General features: G+C 59.2%; 21 protein-coding genes, 1 tRNA gene and 1 pseudogene. 13 read left to right on the top strand and 10 right to left on the bottom strand.

All coding sequences use genetic code 11. From position 1 onward, the window contains the following. Positions 1 to 921 (bottom strand): annotated as a pseudogene (locus tag ARC39_RS21275) (chemotaxis protein CheA); the annotation flags it as partial. A gap of 150 nt (positions 922 to 1,071) precedes the next feature. On the opposite strand from ARC39_RS21275, the gene ARC39_RS21270 reads away from it, so the two are divergent. Next, a complete protein-coding gene (locus ARC39_RS21270; protein WP_068117577.1) occupies positions 1,072 to 1,749 on the top strand; it encodes a thiamine diphosphokinase in 678 nt (225 codons plus the stop codon). Here ARC39_RS21270 and ARC39_RS21265 read toward each other — a convergent pair. From ARC39_RS21265 to ARC39_RS21255, 3 genes are all read right to left on the bottom strand, one after another. After that, entirely contained in the window at positions 1,724 to 2,626 is a 903-nt protein-coding gene (locus ARC39_RS21265; protein WP_068117574.1) for a DMT family transporter, read from the bottom strand. The genes ARC39_RS21270 and ARC39_RS21265 overlap by 26 nt on opposite strands. A 192-nt stretch (positions 2,627 to 2,818) precedes the next feature. Then, positions 2,819 to 4,195 carry an L-serine ammonia-lyase gene (locus ARC39_RS21260; RefSeq protein WP_068117572.1) on the bottom strand — a complete coding sequence of 459 codons (1,377 nt, stop codon included), beginning with the start codon at positions 4,193 to 4,195 and terminating at the stop codon, positions 2,819 to 2,821. 101 nt (positions 4,196 to 4,296) lie between these two features. Beyond that, complete coding sequence (locus ARC39_RS21255) at positions 4,297 to 4,734, bottom strand: hypothetical protein (RefSeq protein WP_068117570.1); 438 nt, start codon at positions 4,732 to 4,734, stop codon at positions 4,297 to 4,299. Positions 4,735 to 4,812: 78 nt separating this feature from the next. On the opposite strand from ARC39_RS21255, the gene ARC39_RS21250 reads away from it, so the two are divergent. The 7 genes from ARC39_RS21250 (at position 4,813) to ARC39_RS21220 (ending at position 11,581) form a co-directional block, all read left to right on the top strand. After that, complete coding sequence (locus ARC39_RS21250; protein WP_068117566.1) at positions 4,813 to 5,250, top strand: MarR family winged helix-turn-helix transcriptional regulator; 438 nt, start codon at positions 4,813 to 4,815, stop codon at positions 5,248 to 5,250. 69 nt (positions 5,251 to 5,319) lie between these two features. Next, positions 5,320 to 6,108: a ribose-5-phosphate isomerase RpiA gene (rpiA, locus tag ARC39_RS21245; protein WP_068117564.1), complete on the top strand. Its 789-nt coding sequence runs from the start codon at positions 5,320 to 5,322 to the stop codon at positions 6,106 to 6,108. 34 nt (positions 6,109 to 6,142) lie between these two features. Continuing rightward, positions 6,143 to 7,501 carry a glutathione-disulfide reductase gene (gene gor / locus ARC39_RS21240; RefSeq protein ID WP_068117562.1) on the top strand — a complete coding sequence of 453 codons (1,359 nt, stop codon included), beginning with the start codon at positions 6,143 to 6,145 and terminating at the stop codon, positions 7,499 to 7,501. 87 nt (positions 7,502 to 7,588) lie between these two features. Then, the gene (gene hflK / locus ARC39_RS21235) at positions 7,589 to 8,746 is read left to right on the top strand and encodes an FtsH protease activity modulator HflK (protein ID WP_068117559.1); all 1,158 of its coding nucleotides are present in this window, start codon (positions 7,589 to 7,591) and stop codon (positions 8,744 to 8,746) included. Between the two features lies 1 nt (position 8,747). After that, positions 8,748 to 9,638, top strand: coding sequence for a protease modulator HflC (gene hflC / locus ARC39_RS21230; protein ID WP_068117556.1), 891 nt, complete (start codon positions 8,748 to 8,750; stop codon positions 9,636 to 9,638). Then, positions 9,638 to 9,832, top strand: coding sequence for a DUF2065 family protein (locus ARC39_RS21225; protein ID WP_068117554.1), 195 nt, complete (start codon positions 9,638 to 9,640; stop codon positions 9,830 to 9,832). The genes hflC and ARC39_RS21225 overlap by 1 nt, the downstream gene beginning before the upstream one ends. Positions 9,833 to 10,138: 306 nt before the next feature. After that, positions 10,139 to 11,581: a DegQ family serine endoprotease gene (locus ARC39_RS21220; RefSeq protein WP_236545332.1), complete on the top strand. Its 1,443-nt coding sequence runs from the start codon at positions 10,139 to 10,141 to the stop codon at positions 11,579 to 11,581. Positions 11,582 to 11,668: 87 nt separating this feature from the next. Here ARC39_RS21220 and ARC39_RS21215 read toward each other — a convergent pair whose 3' ends face one another. From ARC39_RS21215 to ARC39_RS21205, 3 genes are all read right to left on the bottom strand, one after another. Continuing rightward, complete coding sequence (locus tag ARC39_RS21215) at positions 11,669 to 12,304, bottom strand: hypothetical protein (protein WP_068117548.1); 636 nt, start codon at positions 12,302 to 12,304, stop codon at positions 11,669 to 11,671. Positions 12,305 to 12,676: 372 nt separating this feature from the next. After that, positions 12,677 to 13,135 carry a peptidoglycan-binding domain-containing protein gene (locus tag ARC39_RS21210; RefSeq protein ID WP_068117545.1) on the bottom strand — a complete coding sequence of 153 codons (459 nt, stop codon included), beginning with the start codon at positions 13,133 to 13,135 and terminating at the stop codon, positions 12,677 to 12,679. 83 nt (positions 13,136 to 13,218) lie between these two features. Further along, positions 13,219 to 13,647, bottom strand: coding sequence for an OB-fold nucleic acid binding domain-containing protein (locus ARC39_RS21205; protein ID WP_068117542.1), 429 nt, complete (start codon positions 13,645 to 13,647; stop codon positions 13,219 to 13,221). A gap of 123 nt (positions 13,648 to 13,770) precedes the next feature. Between ARC39_RS21205 and ARC39_RS21200 the strand changes: the two genes are divergently transcribed. Further along, the gene (locus ARC39_RS21200) at positions 13,771 to 14,094 is read left to right on the top strand and encodes a 2Fe-2S iron-sulfur cluster-binding protein (RefSeq protein WP_068117539.1); all 324 of its coding nucleotides are present in this window, start codon (positions 13,771 to 13,773) and stop codon (positions 14,092 to 14,094) included. 2 nt (positions 14,095 to 14,096) lie between these two features. Further along, positions 14,097 to 14,966, top strand: a complete 870-nt coding sequence (locus ARC39_RS21195; protein WP_149866504.1) for a VCBS repeat-containing protein — start codon at positions 14,097 to 14,099, stop codon at positions 14,964 to 14,966. Between the two features lie 458 nt (positions 14,967 to 15,424). Here the strand turns inward: ARC39_RS21195 and ARC39_RS21190 are convergent, their stop codons facing one another. Both ARC39_RS21190 and ARC39_RS21185 read right to left on the bottom strand, forming a co-directional pair. Then, on the bottom strand, positions 15,425 to 17,725 hold the full coding sequence (locus ARC39_RS21190; protein ID WP_068117536.1) for a UvrD-helicase domain-containing protein: 2,301 nt from the start codon (positions 17,723 to 17,725) through the stop codon (positions 15,425 to 15,427). Beyond that, a complete protein-coding gene (locus ARC39_RS21185; protein WP_068117533.1) occupies positions 17,722 to 18,537 on the bottom strand; it encodes a hypothetical protein in 816 nt (271 codons plus the stop codon). The genes ARC39_RS21190 and ARC39_RS21185 overlap by 4 nt, the downstream gene beginning before the upstream one ends. A gap of 822 nt (positions 18,538 to 19,359) precedes the next feature. Between ARC39_RS21185 and ARC39_RS25420 the strand changes: the two genes are divergently transcribed. Further along, positions 19,360 to 20,919, top strand: coding sequence for a recombinase family protein (locus tag ARC39_RS25420; protein ID WP_078059400.1), 1,560 nt, complete (start codon positions 19,360 to 19,362; stop codon positions 20,917 to 20,919). On the opposite strand, the gene ARC39_RS21180 is transcribed toward ARC39_RS25420, so the two are convergent. Continuing rightward, positions 20,882 to 20,957, bottom strand: a tRNA-Lys gene (locus ARC39_RS21180). The two genes, ARC39_RS25420 and ARC39_RS21180, sit on opposite strands and share 38 nt — an antisense overlap. Positions 20,958 to 21,092: 135 nt before the next feature. On the opposite strand from ARC39_RS21180, the gene dapF reads away from it, so the two are divergent. Next, positions 21,093 to 21,899, top strand: coding sequence for a diaminopimelate epimerase (dapF, locus tag ARC39_RS21175; RefSeq protein ID WP_438273276.1), 807 nt, complete (start codon positions 21,093 to 21,095; stop codon positions 21,897 to 21,899). Continuing rightward, on the top strand, positions 21,896 to 23,170 hold the full coding sequence (mtaB, locus tag ARC39_RS21170) for a tRNA (N(6)-L-threonylcarbamoyladenosine(37)-C(2))-methylthiotransferase MtaB (protein ID WP_068117527.1): 1,275 nt from the start codon (positions 21,896 to 21,898) through the stop codon (positions 23,168 to 23,170). Before dapF ends, mtaB begins: the two co-directional genes overlap by 4 nt.

Below are 23,170 nucleotides of genomic sequence, written 5' to 3'. Positions count from 1 at the left end.
CTCCGCAACGAAGTCGTCTGCGGGCTCCGGCTCGAAGGTTGCGACCTCGGGTTCGGGCTGTTCGGCGGCTTCCGCTTCGAAAGGCGCGGTCTCCGCGAAGACGTCGTCTGCGGGCGCTGGCTCGAAGGTCTCGACCTCGGCCTCGGGTTCGGGCAGTTCGGCAGCTTCCGGTTCGAAAGGCGCGGTCTCCGCAACGAAGTCGTCTGCGGGCGCCGGCTCGAAGGTCTCGGCCTCGGGTTCGGGCAGCTCAGCGGCTTCCGGTTCGAAAGGTGCGGTCTCCGCGACGAACGCGGCTGCGGGCGCCGGCTCGAAGGTCTCGGCTTCGGGTTCAGGCTGTTCGGCGACTTCCGCCTCTAGAGGCTCGGCGTCGGTGGTCGTTTCCAATTCACCCGTTGGCTCCGCCGACGAATTCGACACGACGGCGCGGATACGCGCAAGTTTGGTCGCAATGCTCTCCACGGGGTGCGCGGAATCAAACGCCGCCTGCTCCGCGGCCAACTGGTCGTCAGCAGGTTCCTCGACCGATTGTGTTGCGTCGGGTTCGGCAGGTGTTTCGGTGACCTCGGCGCTCGAATCTTCGGCGATGTCAGGCGATTGGACAACCGCTGCTTCCGGGGCCGGGGTGGGCTCTGCGGCCGGGGTAGGCGCCTCTGCCACGGCGAGACCTTCCCTGGCACGCAGGGTGATCCCGTTTTCGCCGATCCGCGCCTCGACCCGGCGCTGGATTTCCTTTTCGACAATGCGCTGGAGCATTTCCGCGTCAGGCGTCGGCGGTTCTGCGCCGAAATACCTGTCCTCGGCGGCGAGATCGCGGAAGTACTCCGCAATGGCCTTCATCGTGCCAAACGAATCGTCGAACCCCTCGAGCGTGCACGAGAAGGTCCCGTAGGACACGGTCAGAATCTTGTTGGAACCTACCATCGTCTTTTCGCTCTCTCTTACATATCCTGCCAACACGGGTGCTTGCGTCTCATGCGCATTGGGTCCCCTGCGGAAACGAGATTTCTAAAATTTAGGTATCATTTCCGGGCAAGAATGTGGTCTTCCTGTGAAAAACGGAACAGTCTCGGTATGGACACTATCATTGTCCGCTCGACAGAAGCGATCACACTTCTCGGAGGAGGGCGCGCACGGGCGGAGGATTTGTCGGCGGCCCTGCGCCGGGCACCGTGCCTCGTAGCCGCTGATGGTGGCGCCGAATCCGCGCTGAAAGCAGGACATGTTCCGCGGGCGGTGATCGGCGATATGGACTCGCTGAGTGACGCCGCGCGCCGTCGCCTTCCGCCCGAGACCTTGTATCGCATCGATGAGCAGGACAGCACGGATTTCGACAAGTCCCTTCGATCCGTGGATGCGCCGATGGTTCTCGGTATCGGGTTCCTGGGGCGGCGAGTGGACCACCAACTGGCGAACCTCAATGTCCTTGCGCGGCACCATGACAAGCCCTGCGTACTTATCGCGCGACGGGACGTGATCTTCGCCGCTCCCAGGCGCGTAGCTATGGAACTGGAGCCAGGAAGCCGGGTCTCGCTGTTTCCGATGGCGCCCGTGCGCGGGCGCTCCCGCGGGCTTCACTGGCCAATAGACGGGCTCGACATGACGCCCGGTGGACGGGTGGGCACCTCAAACAGGGTTGCGACCGGGAATGCCGGGCCAGTGGAACTGGAGTTCGATGCTCCCGGAATGCTGGTTATCCTGCCTCGGGCCGCACTCGATGCGGCCATCACGGCGCTGACACCCGCGACCTGAGACGTTCGCGCCGCAGGATGTAGAGGCCCGCCCCAATGATGATGACGATCCCCACCACGGCAACGGGGTTTGGCCATTCTCCGAAGATCGCGCGGCCATAGAAGACGGCAAACGGGATTTCCAGGTACTGGACCGGTGCGAGCACGGCTGCGGGAGCGAAACGCAACGCATAGGTCATCAGCAGGTGCGCAACAGTGCCGGTTACGCCGAGACATGCCAGCCACAGAAGCTCGAGTCGGGTCGGCTCGACCGGGTCGAATTCCGGCCAGCCGCGCCCGTCGGCCAGCAGCACCGGTAAGGCCAGTGCGAGTGTTCCGAGCAAGCCGCTGATGGCCTGAAGCGAGATCGGGGGCACCCGTCCCGCGAGCTGTCGCGTGGTCAGCATGAAGAGCGCGAAGAACAGCGCGACGAGCATGGGCATGGTTGCGGGCCAGCCAACGGCTGAAAAGGACGGCTGCGTTACCATAAGTGTTCCGAGAAAACCGAAGACGCAGGCGGCAAGCCGATATCTGCCCACGGTCTCGCCCAGGAACGCCCGACCGAGGAACAGCAGAATGAAGGGCATCACATAGGCAATGGCGATGGCATCGGCGAGCGGCAAATACCGCAATGCGACGATCATCGTGCCAATGGCGGCGATGTGCAGCGCCGTGCGCAGGGCCAGAAGGCCCCAGATTGCCGGCGGCAAGCCAAGCCCCGACCCAGACCGGCGGTGCAGTGGCCAGAGGATCAGCGTTTGAATGGCATACCGAACGAGCAGGAGCTGGAAGAGCGGGATCGTGCCGCTCAGCAGCTTTGCAAAGGCGTCACCGAGCGGAGCCAAGGCGCAAAACGCCAGCATGAGGCCAAGCCCAAGGAGCGGGCGGGATTCGATCATGCGACCGAGGCTAGGATGCGCGTGCGGCCGAGGGAACGGCGAAGTTGCACCGGCCGGTCGGGTCGTGGCGCCACCGCGCGCTGCGCGCGCGGCCCGGCCCAACGGGCTCGACCCCATCTTTGATGGGGTTGAGCCGGGCGGGAGGGCTCCCGTCAGCGAGAGCCTCCGGCGCGGCAGCAGTTGGCAAGGGCTTCAACAATTGGGGACGTTGACCGCAAGGCCGCCGAGGGAGGTTTCCTTGTACTTTTCCGACATGTCGCGGCCGGTCTGACGCAATGTCTCGATACAGGCGTCGAGCGGGACCAGGTGGTGCCCATCTCCGCGCAGACTGAGCGAAGCTGCGCTGACGGCCTTGATCGCGCCGAGTCCGTTGCGCTCGATGCACGGCACCTGCACCAATCCCTTGACCGGATCGCACGTCATTCCGAGGTGGTGCTCCAACGCGATCTCGGCGGCATTCTCGACCTGCGCCGGCGTGCCGCCCATGACTGCGGCCAGGCCGGCGGCCGCCATGGCAGAGGCGCTGCCGACCTCGGCCTGGCAGCCGGCTTCGGCACCGGAGATAGAGGCGTTGGTCTTGATCAGGCCGCCGATTGCGGCGGCGGTGAGAAAGAAGTCGGCCAATCGCGACGGGGTGGCGGTCGGCACCTGTGTGAGCCAGTAGCGCAGGACGGCTGGCATGACACCGGCTGCACCATTGGTCGGCGCTGTCACAACCTGCCCGCCGGCGGCGTTTTCTTCGTTCACGGCCATGGCGTAGGCACTGATCCAGTCGTTCACCGTGTGAGGCGCGGCGATATTCATGCCGCGCTCGCTCTGAAGGGCAGCGTGCAGGGCAGGCGCTCGACGGCGCACGTTCAACCCGCCGGGCAATGTTCCGGTAGCTTCCAGGCCGCGGTCGATGCATCGAGACATCGTTGTCCAGATCTTCTCGATTTCGCGATCGAGCTCTGCGGCGGATCGGTGGACGAGTTCATTGGCACGCTTCATTTCTGCGATGCTTTTGCCGGAACGACGCGCCATGTCGAGCATTTGCGAGGCGGTCTCGAACGGATAGGGGACAGTGTGCGACCGCGTGGCTGGCGCTGTCTCTTGCCCGAGTTCCGCCTCTGTCACGACGAAGCCACCGCCGATGGAGTAGTAGGTTTCCTGCAGGATCACGTCGCCCTGTGCATCCGTCGCCATCAGAACCAGCCCGTTGGCATGGCCGGGAAGCGGCGGGCCGTGGTCGAAGTGAAGATCCGCGGTCGGATCGAAGACGAGCGTTGGAAGGCCCGTGGGCGTGACATGCGGGGTTTCGCGGATGGCGGTGAGTGCCGCCTCGGCTTCGACTGGGTCGAATGTTTCGGGGCGGAACCCGGCAAGGCCAAGCGTGACTGCCCTGTCGGTGGCATGTCCTACGCCGGTGAAGGCAAGAGATCCGTGCAGGCGGGCTCGAAGCCCGTGAGCATGGAACGGCGAGCCACGCAGCAGGTCCAGAAACCGCGCGGCAGCAACCATGGGGCCCATCGTGTGCGACGACGATGGGCCGATTCCGATCTTGAAGATGTCGAAGACGCTGAGGAACATTGATACTCCGCCTACCGTCTACCGGCGTATCGGGCCTAGGATGCACAGGATCGCCCGATTGCGACCCATGGCGCGTGAAACGCGCTCCGACGCATGGCAAATCAGGCCCGCCGCCGCATTGATAAACCGTCTCGAAGGTTTCGTCCCAGCAAGATGATGTTTATCGCGCCGCAAACGAGTTCCAGGCCCTGAACCACGTAGAATGCCGCGTCCAGATTGCCGGCGGTCGCGCGCGAGGAAAGAAACATCGCCGACGGTATGAGAACCAACAGGCCGTTGGTTGCCGCGATTGCCATGCGACGGCGTTTGGCACCTACGCGTGGCCCCTTCCATCCTCGGGCCAGGAGTGTTCCGGTCGCCCCTGCGGTTGCGAGCGCCGGGACCAATAGGACGAAGCCGAAGAGGATGCCGGCCTTCACCGTTGCGACCATCGCCGTGTTGCCGATGATCTCGGCGACGACGGTGGATAGCCAAAAGGTGGCAATGAGCGTCAGGGCGAGCGTACCGGAGGCAGCGTGGAGACGGGCGATGTGGGGCATTTCAGAGGTCCTTTTTAAAATAGCATGCTATTTAAATAGCCATTGCACAGCATGCTATGCAATGTGCAGATTGGAACAATGAGCTCCAGCTTTTCGCAGAATTCCGCCGGGTTTCTTGCCAACCACATGGCGCGCCTCTTCGAGCGCGGATTGCGGCGGCAGATCGCGGATCTCGGGATCGCGCCGGCGCAATTCATGGTGCTGGTGGAACTGTGGGAGGGCGACGGGTTGACGCAGGCGGCGCTTACCGACCGGCTGGCGGTCGAGCAGGCGACGATGGCCAATACCCTTGCCCGGATGGAGCGCGACGGGCTGGTGGAACGCAAGCCGCACCCCAAGGACGGTCGCGCGCGTCAAGTCTGCCTCACCGATCGCGCACGCGCGCTGAAAGGGCCGGCGCTTGCCGCGGCCCAGCAGGTCAACGCCGATGCGCTCGCCTCGTTGTCTGATCGGGATCGCGAGGGTTTTCTTGCGGCGATGGGGCAGGTTATTGCCAGTATGGAGCGGCGCGGCTGACGGGAACAAAACCGCTCGCAGCCGGAAAAGGCATAGCCTATAACCCTGCCTAACCTGGGAGTTTGCCGCATGACATCTGACCTTTCACCCATCGACCGCGCCAAGTACATCGCCGCCCGCCGCTCCTGCGATTTCGTTGAAAGCGGTATGCGTGTCGGGCTCGGGACCGGTTCGACCGCCGCGTGGATGGTGCGCTCCCTTGGCGAGATGGTCCGCGAGGAAGGGCTCGACATCATTGGTGTTCCGACATCGTCGCGCACGGCCGATCTGGCCCGGCAGGTCGGTATCCCGGTGGCCTCTCTGGACGAGGTAAAGTGGCTCGATGTCACCATCGACGGTGCCGACGAATTTGACGAAAATCTCAATCTCATCAAGGGTGGCGGCGGCGCATTGCTCCAGGAAAAGATCGTTGCGACCGCATCCGACCGAATGGTGGTCATTGCCGACGTTGCCAAGGAGGTCCGGTACCTGGGGGCTTTCCCGCTCCCTGTCGAGACCATTCCGTTCGGTTGGCAAACCACCAAGGCGCTGTTGGAAGAAACACTCGTCAACATGGACGTGTTGGGGCGCGAAACGACGCTGCGGATGAATGACGACGTTCCCTATGTGACCGACGAGGGCAACTACATCATCGACCTGCATCTGAAACGGATCGCAAACCCTCGGCAACTGGCTCTGGTGCTCAACCAGATCCCCGGTGTGGTTGAAAACGGACTGTTTATCGATATCTGCGATGCGGTTGTCATCGGCTACAGCGACGGCACCGTCGAAGTGCGGGATCTCAACGTCGGCACCGTTTCGGAAGAACAGATCGACGTGCTCGACAGCGACAACATCTTCGCGGGCGAGCCGGACTGAACACGGTTCGCCGAGCGGAACAGAAGGGTACTTCATGGATTTCGATTACGATCTTTTCGTTATCGGCGGCGGTTCGGGCGGAGTACGCGCTGCCCGTGTGGCGGCGGGCGAGACCGGTGCAAAGGTCGGCTTGGCCGAAGAGAGCCGCATGGGCGGTACCTGCGTGATCCGTGGCTGTGTCCCCAAGAAGCTCATGGTTTTCGCCTCGGAGTATGCCGAAGGGATGCACGAGGCCGTGGACTATGGCTGGAACGTTCAGATCGGCGGGTTTGACTGGCCAAAATTCCGCAAGCGCCTGGAGGGCGAGTTGGACCGGTTGGAAGGCGTCTATAACCGGCTGCTGGATGGTTCGGGCGTCGAGGTGTTTGCGCAGCGCGCAACCCTTGCGGACGCCCATACGGTGCGCCTTGCCGATGGCACGACCAAGACAGCCAAGCACATCCTGATTGCCACCGGTGGCTGGCCCGCCGTTCCCGACATCGAGAACGGCGAGTTGGCGATCACCTCCAACGACGTGTTCCATCTGCCGGAGATGCCGAAGCGGTTGCTGGTTATTGGCGGCGGATACATCGCCTGCGAAATGGCATGTATCTTCAACGGACTCGGCACCAAGGTTACCCAGTTCTATCGCGGCGCACAGATCTTGCGCGGTTTCGATGGCGAGGCGCGGGGTCATATCTCCGAGCACATGCAGCGTCACGGGATCGAGATCCATTGCGGAACAAACATCCTGTCGATGGAAAAGGTCGACGACGGGATTCGCGTTCGGTCGACGACGGGTGACAGTTTCACCTTCGACGAGGTTCTCTTCGCGACCGGACGCACACCAAATACAAAGGGGCTCGGGCTCGAAGAGTTCGGTGTCGAGATCGGACGCCGCGGCGAGGTCGTGGTCGACGAATACAGCCAGACTGCGGTGCCTTCGGTCTACGCCATCGGCGATGTTACGAACCGTGTTCAGCTGACACCGGTTGCGATCCGTGAGGGCATGGCTTTTGTCGAAACCGTGTTCAAGGGCAACCCGACACCGGTGGATCATGCGCTGATCCCCTCCGCCGTCTTCACGCAACCTGAATACGGCACGGTGGGTCTGAGCGAGGAAGATGCGCGCGAGCAGGAACCGATCGAGGTTTACAGCACGAGCTTTCGGCCCATGCACAAATCGTTCATAGAGCGCGATGACCGGGTCTTGATGAAACTGATCGTCAGTCAGAAGACCCGCAAAGTACTGGGCGTTCATATCGTGGCCGATCACGCAGGCGAGATGATTCAACTTGCCGGGGTTGCTGTAAAGATGGGCGCCACGAAGGAAGATTTTGACCGAACCGTTGCCGTTCATCCGACCATGTCGGAGGAACTGGTAACCCTGAAGACCCCGGTTCGCACCGCCTGACACGGGACGCCCGCGCTTGAAAACGGCGCGAATGCAACCATGTGGCAGAGGGACCGACCGACGAGTAGCGAGAGGGAAGAGGAACTAATGGCAGGACACAGCGGCGGACCCTGGGGCGGTGGCTCCGGTGGCGGAGGCCAGCAGGGCGGCGGCAATCGCGGCAGCGGCGGCGGCGGACGACGCCCGGGCGGCGACGGTCAGATCCCGGAGATCGATGAGATCGTGAAGAAGGGTCAGGAGCAACTGCGTGTGCTGATGGGCGGCCGCGGCGGTGGCCCGCGCGAACCGGGTCGACCCGGCGGCGATGGATTCCAGTTCAATCGCAACACCGCGCTGATCGGTGGCGCGATCCTGCTGTTTCTGTGGGGCTGGATGTCCTTCTACACGGTCAAGCCGGAAGAGAAATCCGTCGAGCTGTTCCTCGGCAAGTTCTCCTCCATCGGCGAACCCGGCCTCAACTTCGCACCCTGGCCGCTCGTGACCGCCGAGGTCGTGAACGTCACCTCTGAACGGACGGAGGATATCGGCGACGACTTCTCCTCTCGCGGCGGCGACTCAGGGCTTATGCTGACCACCGACGCGAATATCGTCGATATCGATTTCCAGGTTGTCTGGAACATCAACAGCCCCGACAAGTTCCTGTTTAACCTCCGCGACGGGCGCGACACGGTCCGTGCGGTGTCGGAATCGGCTATGCGTGAGATCATTGCGGCCTCCGAACTGGCGCCGATCCTGAACCGCGACCGGGGCATCATTGCAGAGAACGTCAAGGCCAGTATCCAGGGCACGCTCGACACCTACGACAGCGGCATCAACATCGTGCGTGTGAACCTCGACAAGGCGGACCCGCCGCGCGAGGTGATCGACGCCTTCCGCGAAGTGCAGGCCGCCGAACAGGAACGCGACCGTCTGGAGCGCCAGGCAGACGCCTACGCCAACAGGGTCCTTGCGGGCGCACGCGGTGAAGCTGCCCAGGTGCTCGAAGTGGCCGAAGGCTACCGCGCGCAGGTCGTCAACGAGGCGCAGGGTGAGGCGAGCCGCTTCACCGCCGTCTTGCAGGAATACCAGAAAGCGCCGGAAGTAACGCGCAAGCGTCTCTATCTCGAAACCATGGAGAAGGTTCTGGGCGACGTGGACAAGGTGATCCTTGGTGAGACCGGTGGCACAGGAACCGGGCAGGGTGTCGTGCCCTATCTGCCGCTGAACGAGTTGCGGAGATCCGCCAGCCAGCAGGAGGGCAACTGACATGAAACGTGCAACCTATCTTCTGCCGATCGGTGTCATTGTCCTGGCGGCTCTGCTTGCGTCGATCTTCATCGTGGACGAGCGTGAGAAAGCGCTCGTGCTGCAATTCGGCCAGATCAAGCGGGTCAAGGAAGATCCAGGGATCGCGCTGAAGATCCCTCTGATCCAGGACGTCGTGAAGTATGACGACCGCATCCTGGCGCTGGACACCGACACGATCGAGGTGACGCCCTCGGACGACCGGCGCCTTGTCGTGGACGCCTTCGCCCGCTACCGGATTGCCGACGTGGTGCAATTCCGGCAAGCCGTGGGTGTCGGCGGGCTTCCTGCCGCGGAAACGCGCCTCAGCTCGATCCTGAATGCACAGATCCGAGAGGTGCTCGGTGCCGACCAGGTAACCTCCGACACGATCCTTTCGGAAGACCGGCGTGTGCTGATGAACCGGATCCGCGACCAGAGCCGGGTTCAGGCACGTTCGCTGGGGCTTGACGTGGTCGACGTGCGGCTCAAGCAGACCAACCTGCCCGAGCAGAACCTCAACGCCACCTTCGAACGCATGCGGGCGGAACGGGAGCGGGAAGCCGCCGACGAGATCGCTCGCGGTAACGAGGCTGCGCAACGGGTCAGGGCACAGGCCGACCGGACGGTTGTTGAACTTGTCTCCGAAGCCAACCGCGAAGCGGAGATCGTTCGAGGTGAGGCCGACGCCGAGCGCACAACGATCTACGCCGAAGCATTCGGCGCGGATCGGGAGTTCTTCGAATTCTGGCGCTCGCTCGCGGCCTATGAGACATCGCTGCGCGGTGAAAACTCGTCGCTCGTCATCGCTCCCGACAGTGAGTTTTTCGACTACTTCGGTGGCGCAACGGGCGCTGCGCCCGCGACCGAGTAATGGCGACGCTATTTCTGGCCCTCGGGCTGGTGCTCGTTCTGGAGGGGCTGGTGCTTGCACTGGCCCCTTCGCGTATCGACGACATTTTACGTATGCTTGCGGAAATGCCTGTGGAAACCCGGCGGCTTGTCGGGCTGCTGGCCATTACCACGGGCGGCATCCTTTTGTGGATAGCGGGATGGCTCGGTGGGTGACGCCAATTGCCTGCGTGGGTCGCGTCGCTCACTCGAACTTGCGAAAACGGCTTCGGCCTGAGACACTTTCTCCACCCATAGGGGGGAATGGTGGACGAGAATTCACGAAAAGCGTCACGGCCTCGTGACGGAGCGCGACCGGGCTTTGAGTTGCTGTTCCGTTCCCTATCTAGAAGTTTATGGGCCGGGAGGAGCGACGTATCATGCCGCTCCGGTCAATTGCCCGCCAGTTGGGGCGGGGCATCAGGAAAAGAGGAAAATCGAGTGACTTCCCATGCAATTTCCATCCCATTGCCCGCCGAACGCGTGGCATTGCCGCGTTTCGTACCGGCGGCCTTGCTCGGCCTCGCAATTGTGGTCGCACAAACGTTGGGAGCCAATGCGCGCGGCGCACCGGAAAGTTTTGCAGAGCTTGCAGAGACGGTGAGCCCTGCGGTGGTGAATATCACGACCGCCACCACGGTCGCCACGGTGGGTGATCCGCACGGCGGGCCGATCGTGCCGGAGGGCTCTCCGTTCGAAGATTTTTTCCGTGACTTCATGGAACGCAACGGCCCAGGCGACGCGCCGAGCCGGCCGCGCCGGTCTTCCGCGCTCGGATCGGGCTTCGTGATTTCGGAAGATGGCTACATCGTCACAAACAACCACGTGATCGAGAAGGCGGACGAGATCACCATCGAGTTCTACTCGGGCGAGGAACTCGACGCCGAGGTTGTCGGGACCGACCCGAACACGGACCTGGCTCTGCTCAAGGTGGAGGCGGAGCAACCGCTTGCGTTTGTGCCATGGGGCAATTCGGACGAAGCCCGCGTCGGCGATTGGGTCATGGCGATGGGCAATCCGCTGGGGCAGGGGTTCTCGGTATCCGCGGGAATCGTTTCGGCCCGCGGTCGGGCGCTTTCTGGCTCCTACGATGACTTCATCCAGACCGATGCCGCGATTAACCGGGGCAACTCCGGCGGACCCCTCTTCAACATGGACGGTGAGGTCATTGGCATCAACACGGCCATCCTTTCGCCGAACGGTGGCTCCATCGGTATCGGTTTCGCCATGTCCAGCCGCGTTGCGGTCAATGTGATCGACCAACTGCAGGAATACGGCGAGACGCGTCGCGGTTGGCTCGGTGTCCGGATTCAGGACGTCACGGACGATGTGGCCGACGCAATCGGGCTCGAAGAGGCACGCGGCGCGCTTGTGACGGATGTCCCGGAGGGGCCTGCCGAGGAAGCCGGCGTCTTGTCCGGCGATGTTATCCTCAGCTTTGACGGGATTGACGTGGACGACACCCGCGGGTTGGTACAGCAGGTAGGAAATTCCGAGGTCGGAAAATCCGTTCGCATGACCGTTTTCCGGGACGGCAAGACCGAAACGTTGCTGGTGACGCTTGGGCGCCGCGAAGTTGCCGAAGGGGCCGTGCCCGCGACGGCACAGAAAACGGAAGAACCGCAGGATGCCGAAGTGCTTGGCATGACCGTTACCGCGGTTACCGAAGAGCTTGCCGCCGAAATGAACCTCGGCTCCGATGCGCAGGGCCTCGTCGTCAAAGAAGTTGCCGAGGACAGCGAAGCTTTCGAGAAGGGTTTGCGCGCGGGTGATGTGATCACGCAGGCCGGGCAGGTTGAGGTTGCCTCGATTGAGGATCTCGAAGCGCGACTTGAAGAGGCCACGGAAGCTGGACGTAAGTCGATTCTGCTTCTGATACGCCGCGCGGGAGAACCACGGTTCGTCGCTCTGACTATCGCGGACTGACGCTCCATCAGTCCTTGCAGATTTGGAGGGCGCCGGCCATCGAAGCCGGCGCCCTTCCTATTGTGGGCGGATCGTACCGCCATCTTGTCACGAGCCTGCTTGGTCGAGGACGAAGTTATAGCGTACCCAGTCGCTGTCGGCCTTCGCCTCACGCAGGTCAAACAACTGTTGCGTGGTGTAGTCGGCAGGATCGACGTTCAGCGAGTTTGCCAGTTGGATGTGCGCGCCGGAGTAACCCGGATTTCTTGACGAGACACGCGCCGTCACACCGTCATTCTGTTCAGCTTCATTCTTGATGAAGTTGACAAGCGACCAGTCGTTCTCCGTCACGGCCGAGCGCAGGTCTTGCAGCTGACGAGTCGTATAGTCGGCCGGGTCGACGTTGAGCGAGTTTGCAAGCTGGAGATGGGCGCCGGAGTAGCCCGGATTGCTCGTCGAAACGCGCGCATTCATGCTGTCAGTTTGTTCGGCCTGCTTCTTGATGAAGTTGACGCGAACCCAGTCGTTTTCGGTGACGGCCGAGCGCAGGTCCTGCAACTGGCGCGTCGTGTAGTCCGCCGGATCGACATTCAGGCCGCGTGCGAGCTGCAAATGCGCGCCGGAGTAGTTTGCACCGGCGGCCGAGACAGTGGTGACGTCAGTCGGCTGTGCAGATTGAGCCAGGGCGAAAGTCGGTGCGGCGAGGCTCAGGACGAGGGCGGTGCTCAGAGCGAAGCGTTTCATGGTGTATCCTTCCGTTAGTGCTTCTCGTTTCAAACGTGGCCGGAGCGGTTCTGCGCCGGCTGTGTCATCGAGGTGGGAAGTGTTTTGCGGTTGAGAAGTCTGCCCGGAGTGCGTGGCAAATGTGCAATTCGGAACATCACACTGAGCGGAGCGCCCTTGCGCCGTAAGCGCTCCTCCAAATTGCGTGAGAAACAAGGCGCGCTCTACAGTGTTGAGGAACGGTGCGCACTTGCGCTGGCCGCGTGGCCGCGCCGGTGAGCACGGCTTCTCACCAAAACGAGAGCACGCTTTTCTGCATCTCGGCAGAAACGAGCGTGTCCTGTTTCGAGTAATTCCCAGTTGGTTGCACAGGTTTCGTTGGTGGGGCGGACGCTATGGCGCGTCCGCGGGTAGGCCGTTTTTGGACCTGGAGACTGGAACGAGGCCGAGGCTTTGGGCGGCTGCGAGGGACAGGACATCGCTTTCGATGCCGAAGGACGACTGATAGCGTCGGATGGCATCGCGCGTGGCCTGGTCAAGCAATCCGGTTGAGGGCCCCTTGTAGAGGCCACGGGCCGCAAGCGCGCGCTGAAGGGAGGGAATGGTCTGCGGGTTCAGATCAGCCGGGCAGGGGATCTGAAACCAGATTTCCCCGATCGCCCCTTCCTGGCCGTTTTCCGAAACCTCCGCACGCCCCCAGCACGTGTCGGGGGCGGCGTCCGGCGGCCCGTCGGCGTCTCTGGTTTCGACAGGCGCGGGCGGGGCCAAGCGTGCAATTGGCGGCGCATCGTTGCTGCCCTCGCAAGCGGCAAGCAGCAGGGCCAAGACAAGCAAACGGGAGAGCGCCGGCATTGGAGTGCTTTCAGTGAGCGTGTTCAGGTAGATTGCACGCTAGACCGCTGGTGCACAGGTGCAAGTCTCGGCGGGTGGTCCGCCTATGAGAGAGAGCCCGGTTCCGGCTTGTCACAAGGAGCGCTCGGAACGGCGGGGCCGAAGTCTGGGTCCAGAAGGTCGTCGAGCATTGGCGATATGTCTTCGATATGCTCCGCAACGACATGCACCACCGATTGCTCGCGTTGGATCCGCCCCGTAACGCGCAGCAAGCGTCCGGAGATCACTGCCCGGCGGTAGCGTTCGTAGAGCTTGGCCCAGACGACAACATTGCAACTGCCTGTCTCGTCTTCCAGTGTCAGGAAAATCACGCCCTTTGCCGTGCCCGGGCGCTGGCGCACCAGTACCAGGCCTGCGACTGTCACGCGCGCACCATTTGGGGGGAGAGTTAATTCTGCCGCCGGGATGCAGGCCGGTGGACGGGGCCAGCCGACAGATAATGATACAGAAGATTGGTACAGCGTTCCGCGCATAGGAACAAAGATAGAACGCGCGCGCGAATTGTCCAGTGTAGGCGATCACTGGCAATGCGGCGACGGATCGCCTATGTCACGCGCGTAGAAAGCCAGACGTCTGTAGCAATAAGGACCAGGTAAGTGCCGAAGATCACCTATGTCGAGCATTCAGGTAAAGAACACGTGGTGGAGGTTGCCAGCGGCCTGACCGTTATGGAAGGCGCGCGCGACAACGGTATTCCCGGGATCGACGCCGATTGCGGCGGTGCCTGTGCCTGCTCGACCTGCCACGCCTACATGGACCCCGATTGGGTCGAAAAACTACCGCCCGTGGACGCCATGGAAGAGGACATGCTGGATTTTGCCTACGAGACAAAACCCGGCCTGTCGCGACTGACCTGTCAGATCAAGGTTACCGACGATCTCGACGGGCTGATCGTGAAATTGCCCGAAAAGCAGATCTGATCGTGAGGTTCTGGCCCGCCCTGTTGTTTGCGCTGCTGGCCTCCGCTGCCGGCGCGGACGGCTGCCTCCAGGATTGGCCAGACGATATGTCCGCGCGAACCGGCAGCTTTCGCCAGCTACCCGGACCGGACGGGAGGGTCGCCTTCGACAAGCGGGAAAATGTCGGCGACTTCTATGCCGATCATCCCGAATACCTCGGACGTGCGCGGATTTGGCAGGCCCGCATGACAGGCGCGACCAACCGATATGGCCACAATATCATGGGGCCGCTACGGGACAGTACAGGGCTGGCAATCCGCTGGCGATGGGAGGGCGAAGAGCGCGCCTCCTGCCCAGTGGTGCGTCACTTTCCCCGCGGCGAAGTGATCGAAGACATCGCGCCCCGTCTGGCGGATGTGACCGGGAACGGCCTACCCGAATTGGTAACGGTGCTGTCATCGGACACTGCGGGCGCACGCCTCCTGGTACTGGACCGAAATCTGAGAACGCTTGCCACCGGGCCGGCGATTGGGCGCCGCCACCGATGGCTGGCGATTGTCGGGGTTGCGGATCTGGACAGGGACGGGTCTGTGGAGATCGCCTATGTCGATCGCCCGCACCTCGCCAGGATTCTGCGCGTATTCTCATTCAGAGATGGCGCACTGGTGGAGGTTGCGGCCGCGAGGGGCGTCACCAATCACCGCATCGGCGAAACCGTCATATCGGGAGGAATCCGCGACTGCGGACACCGGCCCGAGATCGTCGTGGCATCGGCCGACTGGTCGCGGCTGGTGGCCGTAGGTTTCACGAATGGCGACCTATCAGCGGCCGATATTGGCCCGTACAATGGGGCGGACTCGTTTTCGGCGGCACTTGCATGCCGGTTAATTTAACTCGGCGACTGATCCCCGATCACCCGATGAGAGAGCGCACCCGGGCCAGTTGCGCAGGTCAGGTGGACCTCGGATGCACAAGTCGGTTTAGTGACTTGCTGGAAAGCCTGCATGGAGAAACCGTGCGCATTATTTGCCGGGAGAGCGGCTAGTCGAAATCACGATAGCCGGAACCCACCGGTCTCTTATCTCGTCGCAATCGGGCAGGGCCGTACGATCGTAGGACCGTTGCGAGGTCATTCGCGCGCGAGCCAGAAAAACCAAAGGGCTCAGCCGTTTCCGGCTAAGTCCTTGATTCGAATGGTGAACCTAACAGTAGATAGTTCGAACTCGTTAGTTTGTGAGCTTTCCAAGTGGGAACGTGCTCTCCGCTTACTCGTAGATCAACGCGAGTAATGAAATCGGCAGTTCAATTGGACGATCGATCCCACTTTGTCCTCCTATGCTGAGGAAGACACTTAGCGCTGATGTAAAAGAAGCTGGGATTCAATGGCGGGTTGTACCAACTCGCTAGGTCCTCTCGACTGATCGCCCAGTAGTTCAACTCTGTACCTTGCTCGACTGACGGCAACGTAGAGCCGGTTGTGAGACGCATACGACAAGAAATGCTTACTGCTATCGTTGCCCAAGGCTTTGCTTGGAGGGAGCCTGCCTTTGTCAACACCGACGCCAACTACTCCATGGAACTCCAAACCACCGACAAAATCGGCATGGCCAATCACGAACTGTCCTGACGCCTCTGCAGCAGAAACAGCTTCTACATCACCACGCTTCTTTAGCACGCAGTGGGGTTTGTTCCTTTCGGTTGCGAATTTTTCCAGACACTCCAAGACGTCCTTATCAAATGCTACGATTAGAACATTCCCCTTACGGCACTGCATTTCCGCTTGCATCAACTCAGCCCGTTCGAAAGCGCCTTCGACCATTGCCTGATCATTGGGGAAGGAAATGTAAGAAGGTTGGGTCGCCTTCCGCTCATCATTTTCTGTGAAGCTTGAACGAGTCGCTTCAAGCGGATTATCGAAGTTCGTGAACAGCGTCGCGCCAGATGACACAATTGAAAACGCTAAGTCGACAATCTGTGGGGCAGATCGGAATACCGTCTGAAGTTTGATATTGTTCTCTCCATCGGTGCCAGCGACAAGCGTTTCACTAATGTCTTGATTAGTCCAGCCGTGATCCCCAACGGCTTGCGCTCTATCAACAGAATACACAATTGGAAAACTCGTGTCGCTTTTTGTGAAATAGTGGAAGATGTGGAGTTCATTGATATTGAAGAGATGCGTTTCGTCTATAAACACAGCATCATAGCCGTCCTTTGCTCGACGGCGTCTCCAGACAGGCGTGTCTAGTTGACCAATTGCGGTTAGGACAACGTCGTCTGTATCAAACTGGGAAACAGCGCCGAGCTTCTCTTGATACTTCCGAAACACAGTAAAAAGAAACCCCTTGTCCGGATCTCCCTGAATTGGCAACCCATATTTAAGTGGCGGTGCCTTTTTGTAAATGTCAATGTCTTCAGACGCCCTACCTTTAATCATAACGCTAATTTCGTGTTGAAGCATCTCCGTGGTTGACCAATAGTCATTAGAAGTCAAAAATTCTTTCAACTCGGTTGATAGAAATCTTTCATGCGAGGGGTAGTCCTCAATCATTGCCTCCGTGAAAGCCTCATTGACATATAGAAGCTGAGTCTCCTTCGACTCAAGTGCATCCTTGTCAATGAATTCGGACTCGCTGATATGCTGAGCCAATTGTTCCGCGCAAAGAGCACTAAGCGTGCAGACTTTGAGAGAGTTCTTCTCAAGTAGTCGATCACGGTCAGAGAAATTATCTGGGTCCAATACTAGCAGGAACTCGGAGATGGCTCGCCTTGTTGCCTCACTGTGAGTGACGAAGACCACGTGCTTCGATCCGTTGCTTTCCTCTGATGCCCTGAGAAGCGATATGGCCTTCAACATCAAGCATAGGGTTTTTCCCGTTCCAGCGGCACCTTCGATCCTATGCGCCCCCGAGATCTCCGCGTTTATGAAGTTTTGCTGAACCGTTGTGAGTAGCATCATCCAATCATCAAATGACTGGAAAATTGACGTTCCATTAACCGGGAGTTCGTTGCCAAGTTCGGACACTTGAACGACGCCTTGTCCTTCTCTTGGACCCTTTGCCGCTTCAGTTGCCTTCGATGCTGCAAAAATCTTGTCCACCTGCTCGAAGGCTTTCTTGAAGTTTGTTAGTCCTGCAACCTCCGCGTTTGCGTTCCCTTGATCGTAACCGGTTTTATAAATTAGCATGAACTTCCCGGTGTACTCACGTTTTCTCAATCTCTCAGCCCAAGGAGACTGCTCAATGACAACCCTGTATGGCCTTGGCTTGTATGGAAAGGGAAATAATATTGCCTTGCTGCTCTGAGGGATAACGCGTTCCGAATAATTCAGAGACATGTTCTGCCACAGTTTTTTTGCAAACCGTAAGCATTTCTGAATTACAAATATCGTTTCTCCCTCATCAATCTTTTCCAAGATGCGGGACTGCTCTAGGTCTATTACGAAGAAATGGGATTTCCTTGTCGCGTTAGCTCTTGTAAAGGCAACTCCACCATCCAAAGGTACTGTAATGATCTCAGGCGGAAAGTTTACTTTCGACACCCCGCCAGAAACAAGCTCCATAAATGCCTGAGCAAGATCGAACTCAATCGATTGAAAAAACCGATTCGAAACGAACTCATCTATAGCTCCTTCCTCAAAAACCACGTATTTCATTCTGTGGGTTCCTCTGCTCGGCAGAAACTTTGACCGCAGACATCTGCCACGAAATCTTCGGTGTAGTCTTCCAACCCAATCCTACCAAACATGTAGGAGAAGGTTTGAATAAGATGCTCAATGTGCGGTGATGGGATCTGCCCAATTGGCATTGCGAAATCCTCATGCGCAAATGATAGTTGGGATTGTAGGTCTGGATCTTCGCCAATCGGTTTCGGTAAACCTACAGCCAATTGCTTTGCGATTTTCCTCGGTAGAAAGGCGCTTTCTCGAAGCAAAACGACAAAGCCATCCCGTTCGTTTTCGTCTGTTACACTGGGAAGGTAGTAAAAACTCAGGACCTTGTTTTGAACCAAGTCCTTCACGAGTGAGGACGCCTCTTTTGAGTATCGCTCCAGCAGCCAGTTTCGGTCAACTTCACAAGCAGTGCTAATTGAATAGAGATGGTCCAGAAGGTCGGCAACCTCGTGCGCTTTCTTAGATTGTTTAGTTAGCGCTTTAGGTGCATCCTCTGCATCAAAGTACGCTGCGACCAAGGTCTGACGGTCTACAGCGTCAAGCACGCTTGATGCGATGCCGGCTTGCTTGAGGATGTTTAAAAATTGAGAATGTGCGTTCTTCTGCGCATTTGAAAGTAGGATCTCGATACCGTCGCAATGCATCCAATCTAGTAGAGACACTACCGGTAGATAGTTGAGAACAGGATACTTGTCGTTAGCAACATCACATCTCGCGGTGATTGCCAAACCGTATACGCGTTTACCTTTGTATCGGTCTGCTTTCGCGCAGTTGAACAAGGTTCCTTGGGTCACACTCCCAAGAGTGGGTCGCCGAATTTCCATTTCAACACAACCATTTGGACTTCGGCCCGATACTAGGTAGTGGCGTCCTGAACTGCAATGCTTAGAAGAACGATTGATGCACTATGTTTGGGCACTGGTGCTGCTTCATCGGACAGAATTCCACAGCTACCAAGTTTGTCGTATTGCCCTGGTTAGAGGCTTGCCGAGGACGAGGGTTGCTGTTTGAAAACCCACCGCCATTAAGCAGGTTCGGACGTGGCCTGTCCGTGATCCTAGGCTGAGGGTGTCCCAAACGGTCAGCTCCCATGAGCAAACGAATCGCTTTGGACTTGTTTCGCGTTCTGAGCACCGGAAGTTGTCATCAACATTTCGCGCACCGCGTCATTTTGCGTTTCACAGTCAGCGCTCGTATTGCATCGTGCGGTGCGCTGACTTCCGGCTGTCACATTGAGTGACCACATCATCCCGACGTCAGCGCAACATACTGATAAATAAGTAAATTATTGCATTTCAATCTGAGCGAGTCAATAATGAAGGACTATCTTTGAACTCACTATTCTCAAGTCCAACTGAAGGCGCGCGTCATGACGAGAGCGGCCAAGGAAAGCAAGTTGGCGTCGGGGTGTGACCTAGTTCAACTCCAAGACGCTCCCCGCAATTTCTCCTCTGATGATGAGAAGTTTCTTTCCGAGTTGGCCGGTACTGAACCGACGCTTCGGACTATCTCACATGAGCGAGTTGTCATGCTCTGGGGGATAATTCGCGCTCTGGTCGATGAGCGATGTCGTTGAGTGAACGATCTACGTGGAAGCATGATTATCGGAGGAGGAGATGACAAAAGACGAACCGGACAGTTCCATCACAGAAGCAACTATCTACCTGCGTGTCTCATCTCAGAAGCAAGTTACGGAAGGACACGGTCTAAAGAGTCAGGAAACCAGATGTCGAGAGTATGCAGAACGAAATGGCTGGGTCGTGGTGCAAGTATTTTCGGACACAATTTCAGGCGGGGCATGGGAGCGCCCCGGAATGAAGGAGATGTTGACGTTTCTGAAGAAAGGGAAAAAGAGGATAGTGATAATCGACGACATATCTCGGCTTGCACGAGACATGTTTGTTCATTTGAAGTTCAGGTTGGACATCAGAAACGCCGGTGGCGTCTTGCAAAGTCCCAATCATCAGTTTGGTGAGGACTCCAGCTCGGTTCTCTTGGAAAACTTGTTAGCATCGATGTCGCAGCATCACCGTCAGAAGAACGGTGAGCAAGTTCACGACAGGATGCGAGCAAGAGTTCTAAACGGTTATTGGCCCTTTCGTGCGCCGGTAGGCTACAGGTATGAGCGGCGGCGCGGTTTCGGGAAGGTCCTAGTCCGAGACGAACCTGCTGCCTCGGTGGTTCAAGAAGCTCTTCAGGGTTACTCCACAGGGCGGTTTGACACTCAGGCTGAGGTAGGCAGGTTCCTCGAAGCTCGGTCGGATTTTCCCAAATACAAGGATGGAAAAGTTCGACCACAGCAGATCAAAGATATCCTGTCGAGGGTACTCTATGCGGGTTATCTGGAGGTACCCAATTGGAACATCCCCATTCGTAAGGGAAACCATGAAGCATTGATTTCTCTTGAAGAGTTCGAGCGAATTCAATCGCGCCTAGGGGAACGGCGATATGCCCAACGTAGAAAGGACATTAGTGCAGATTTCCCTCTACGGGGATTCGTACTGTGTGACGATTGCGGTGTTGCGCTTACGGCGTGTTGGGCGCGAAGCAAGACTGGCAAGAAGTATCCTTATTATCACTGCAGGAATACCGACTGTGATAGCTACGGGAAGTCTGTTGCGCGAGCGAAGCTCGAAAAGGAGTTCGAACATACTCTCAAAACTGTCGGTGTTTGCGCAGACATCTCGGGTGTGGTCAGAAAGATGATCAAAAAGGCGTGGAAAGACCGGGATGCACAGCACGCAAGGGATACAAAGGCATTGAAATCGAAGCGTGCAGCGGCCGGGAGTGCTGTTGACACACTCTTGGCGAGAGTTGTGGAAACTTCGAATGAGACGGTGGTCAAAGCGTACGAGGAGCGGATCTCCAAGCTTCAACGTGAGATAGCCCTTCTGGATGAGCAACTCACCAAGAAACGACTCAATGATCGCCCGCGCAACGATGGGTTAGAACTCGCCCTCAATCTTTTGGCAAATCCTTGGGATATTTATACAAAAGGCGACCTAGCAATGCGACGGACTATACTGCGCCTCGCATTTGCGAAGCCGTTGCGGTACTCGCGACATAGAGGCGTTAGAACCCCTGAAGTAGCCTTTCCCTTCAAAGTCCTAAGCGACCTCTCAGGGCGAGGTTCTGGGATGGTGAGCCGTACAGGATTCGAACCTGTGACCCACTGATTAAAAGTCAGTTGCTCTACCAACTGAGCTAACGGCCCATCCGAGGACCGCTGATTAGGAGACCTCGCCGGTGGGGTCAAGAAGAAAAGTTGCGCGCACTTCAAAACCGTTGAGAACCTGCGTATATCGCCTTCACGATGCGAGATTTGTCTTCCTGCGGCGCCCTGCGATTCATGAAGATGCATGGGCTTGGTAACGACTTCGTGGTCATTGACCAACGGGCTGGCGGGCGTATGCCCGATGCAGCGCTGGTCCGGCGCATCGGCGACCGGCACCGCGGTGTTGGGTTTGACCAGCTTGCGGTGATCGAGAAGGATAACGAGGCGGATGCGCGGCTTGTCTTTTTCAATGCCGATGGAACTGTCTCGGCAACCTGTGGCAACGCAACGCGGTGCGTGGCGCGGTACCTGATGGCGGGCTCCGGTCGGACGCGCGTATCGCTCCGCACAGAGCGCGGGCTACTCGACTGCGTGGATGCAGGCGGCGGTCGAACACGCGTGAATATGGGCGCACCGATGACCGGTTGGGAAGAGGTGCCGCTGGCGCACCGGATGGATACGCTGGAACTGCCCATACCTGGGTCTCCGACGGCCACTGGCATGGGAAATCCGCATTGCACCTTTTTCGTAGAGGATGCCGATGCGGTGGACCTGGAGCGCTTTGGCCCGGCCCACGAAACCCATCCACTCTTTCCCGAACGCACCAATGTGCAAGTTGCCCACGTGGTCGGCCCGGATCATCTGCGGATGCGGGTTTGGGAACGGGGCACCGGGATCACGTTGGCGTCGGGATCCTCCTCTTGTGCGACGGCGGTTGCCGCGGCGCGCCGGGGGCTTGCAGGGCGAAGCGTCCGGATCGACCTGGATGGTGGTTCGATTGAGATCGACTGGCGTGACGACGGTGTGCACATGACCGGTCCCACAGCCCATGTCTTCGACGGTGTTCTGACGCCCGACTACATTGGCGAGGCATCCGAATGACGGGGTCGCCTGCGGATGTGCCGCCGGTTTTTGCCACGCTGGGCTGCCGGCTGAACGCCTACGAGACAGAGGCGATGAAGGACATGACTGCCCGCGCCGGGCTGGGTCAGACCGTTGTGGTCAATACCTGCGCGGTGACGGCAGAGGCCGTTCGTAAGGCCCGGCAGGAGATCCGCCGACTCCGTCGGGCGCATCCGGATGCAACGCTCGTCGTCACTGGCTGTGCTGCCCAAACCGAGCCCGAGACATTTGCGGCCATGTCGGAAGTCGACAAGGTGATCGGCAATTCCGAAAAAATGCAACCGGAGACCTGGGCTCGCATGGCCGGTCCGGATTTCGTTGGCAAAACGGAGAAAGTGCAAGTCGACGACATCATGTCCGTTCAGGAAACGGCCGGACACTTGATCGACGGTTTCGGCACACGCTCGCGCGCCTACGTACAGGTGCAGAACGGTTGTGACCACCGGTGTACGTTTTGCATCATCCCGTTCGGGAGAGGCAATTCGCGTTCGGTTCCCGCAGGTGTGGTGGTGGATCAGATCAAACGGCTGGTCGGGCGCGGTTACAATGAGGTTGTGCTGACCGGCGTCGATCTCACGTCCTGGGGGGCCGACCTTCCGGCGGAACCAAGGTTGGGCGATCTGGTGATGCGGATCCTCAAGCTGGTGCCCGATCTGCCGCGCCTACGTATTTCATCCATCGACTCGATCGAGGCCGACGCGGCGCTGATGCAGGCCATAGCCACCGAGCCGCGACTGATGCCGCATCTGCACCTGTCGCTGCAGGCCGGGGACGACATGATCCTCAAGCGCATGAAACGTCGGCACAGTCGCGACGACGCAATCGCCTTTTGCGCGGAAGCGCGGCGTCTGCGCCCCGACATGACCTTCGGTGCCGATATCATCGCCGGTTTTCCCACCGAAACGGAGGACATGTTCAGCCGCTCGCTCGACCTGGTACGTGAGTGTGACCTGACCTGGCTGCATGTGTTTCCATTCAGCGCGCGGCAGGGCACGCCGGCCGCGCGGATGCCGCAGGTTCATGGCGGCGCGGTGAAAGAACGCGCGGCACGGCTCCGAGAAATCGGCCAGTCCCAGATAACCCGTCATTTGTCTTCGCAAGTCGGGCGGACTCATCGAATTCTGATGGAGAACCCGAGAATGGGCCGGACCGAACAATTCACCGAGGTCGAATTTGGTTCGGATCAACCTGAGAGTCAGATCGTTGTTGCAACCATTCGTGGGCACGATGACGCCAGCCTGACCGCCTGA

Source organism: Tropicimonas marinistellae (assembly GCF_001509585.1).
GTDB lineage: Bacteria > Pseudomonadota > Alphaproteobacteria > Rhodobacterales > Rhodobacteraceae > Tropicimonas > Tropicimonas marinistellae.
This window is presented reverse-complemented; position numbering and strand designations above follow the sequence as displayed.

What these genes read in the sequence shown, in the direction of transcription:
- ARC39_RS21210 (WP_068117545.1), bottom strand. Translation starts at nt 13,135, where the DNA reads ATGCCGGCGCTCTCCCGTTTGCTTGTCTTGGCCCTGCTGCTTGCCGCT.
- ARC39_RS21225 (WP_068117554.1), top strand. Translation starts at nt 9,638, where the DNA reads ATGGCGACGCTATTTCTGGCCCTCGGGCTGGTGCTCGTTCTGGAGGGG.
- hflK (WP_068117559.1), top strand. Translation starts at nt 7,589, where the DNA reads ATGGCAGGACACAGCGGCGGACCCTGGGGCGGTGGCTCCGGTGGCGGA.
- ARC39_RS21265 (WP_068117574.1), bottom strand. Translation starts at nt 2,626, where the DNA reads ATGATCGAATCCCGCCCGCTCCTTGGGCTTGGCCTCATGCTGGCGTTT.
- ARC39_RS25420 (WP_078059400.1), top strand. Translation starts at nt 19,360, where the DNA reads ATGACAAAAGACGAACCGGACAGTTCCATCACAGAAGCAACTATCTAC.
- ARC39_RS21260 (WP_068117572.1), bottom strand. Translation starts at nt 4,195, where the DNA reads ATGTTCCTCAGCGTCTTCGACATCTTCAAGATCGGAATCGGCCCATCG.
- ARC39_RS21270 (WP_068117577.1), top strand. Translation starts at nt 1,072, where the DNA reads ATGGACACTATCATTGTCCGCTCGACAGAAGCGATCACACTTCTCGGA.
- ARC39_RS21250 (WP_068117566.1), top strand. Translation starts at nt 4,813, where the DNA reads ATGAGCTCCAGCTTTTCGCAGAATTCCGCCGGGTTTCTTGCCAACCAC.
- gor (WP_068117562.1), top strand. Translation starts at nt 6,143, where the DNA reads ATGGATTTCGATTACGATCTTTTCGTTATCGGCGGCGGTTCGGGCGGA.
- ARC39_RS21215 (WP_068117548.1), bottom strand. Translation starts at nt 12,304, where the DNA reads ATGAAACGCTTCGCTCTGAGCACCGCCCTCGTCCTGAGCCTCGCCGCA.
- mtaB (WP_068117527.1), top strand. Translation starts at nt 21,896, where the DNA reads ATGACGGGGTCGCCTGCGGATGTGCCGCCGGTTTTTGCCACGCTGGGC.
- hflC (WP_068117556.1), top strand. Translation starts at nt 8,748, where the DNA reads ATGAAACGTGCAACCTATCTTCTGCCGATCGGTGTCATTGTCCTGGCG.
- ARC39_RS21255 (WP_068117570.1), bottom strand. Translation starts at nt 4,734, where the DNA reads ATGCCCCACATCGCCCGTCTCCACGCTGCCTCCGGTACGCTCGCCCTG.
- dapF (WP_438273276.1), top strand. Translation starts at nt 21,093, where the DNA reads ATGAAGATGCATGGGCTTGGTAACGACTTCGTGGTCATTGACCAACGG.
- ARC39_RS21205 (WP_068117542.1), bottom strand. Translation starts at nt 13,647, where the DNA reads ATGCGCGGAACGCTGTACCAATCTTCTGTATCATTATCTGTCGGCTGG.
- rpiA (WP_068117564.1), top strand. Translation starts at nt 5,320, where the DNA reads ATGACATCTGACCTTTCACCCATCGACCGCGCCAAGTACATCGCCGCC.
- ARC39_RS21190 (WP_068117536.1), bottom strand. Translation starts at nt 17,725, where the DNA reads ATGAAATACGTGGTTTTTGAGGAAGGAGCTATAGATGAGTTCGTTTCG.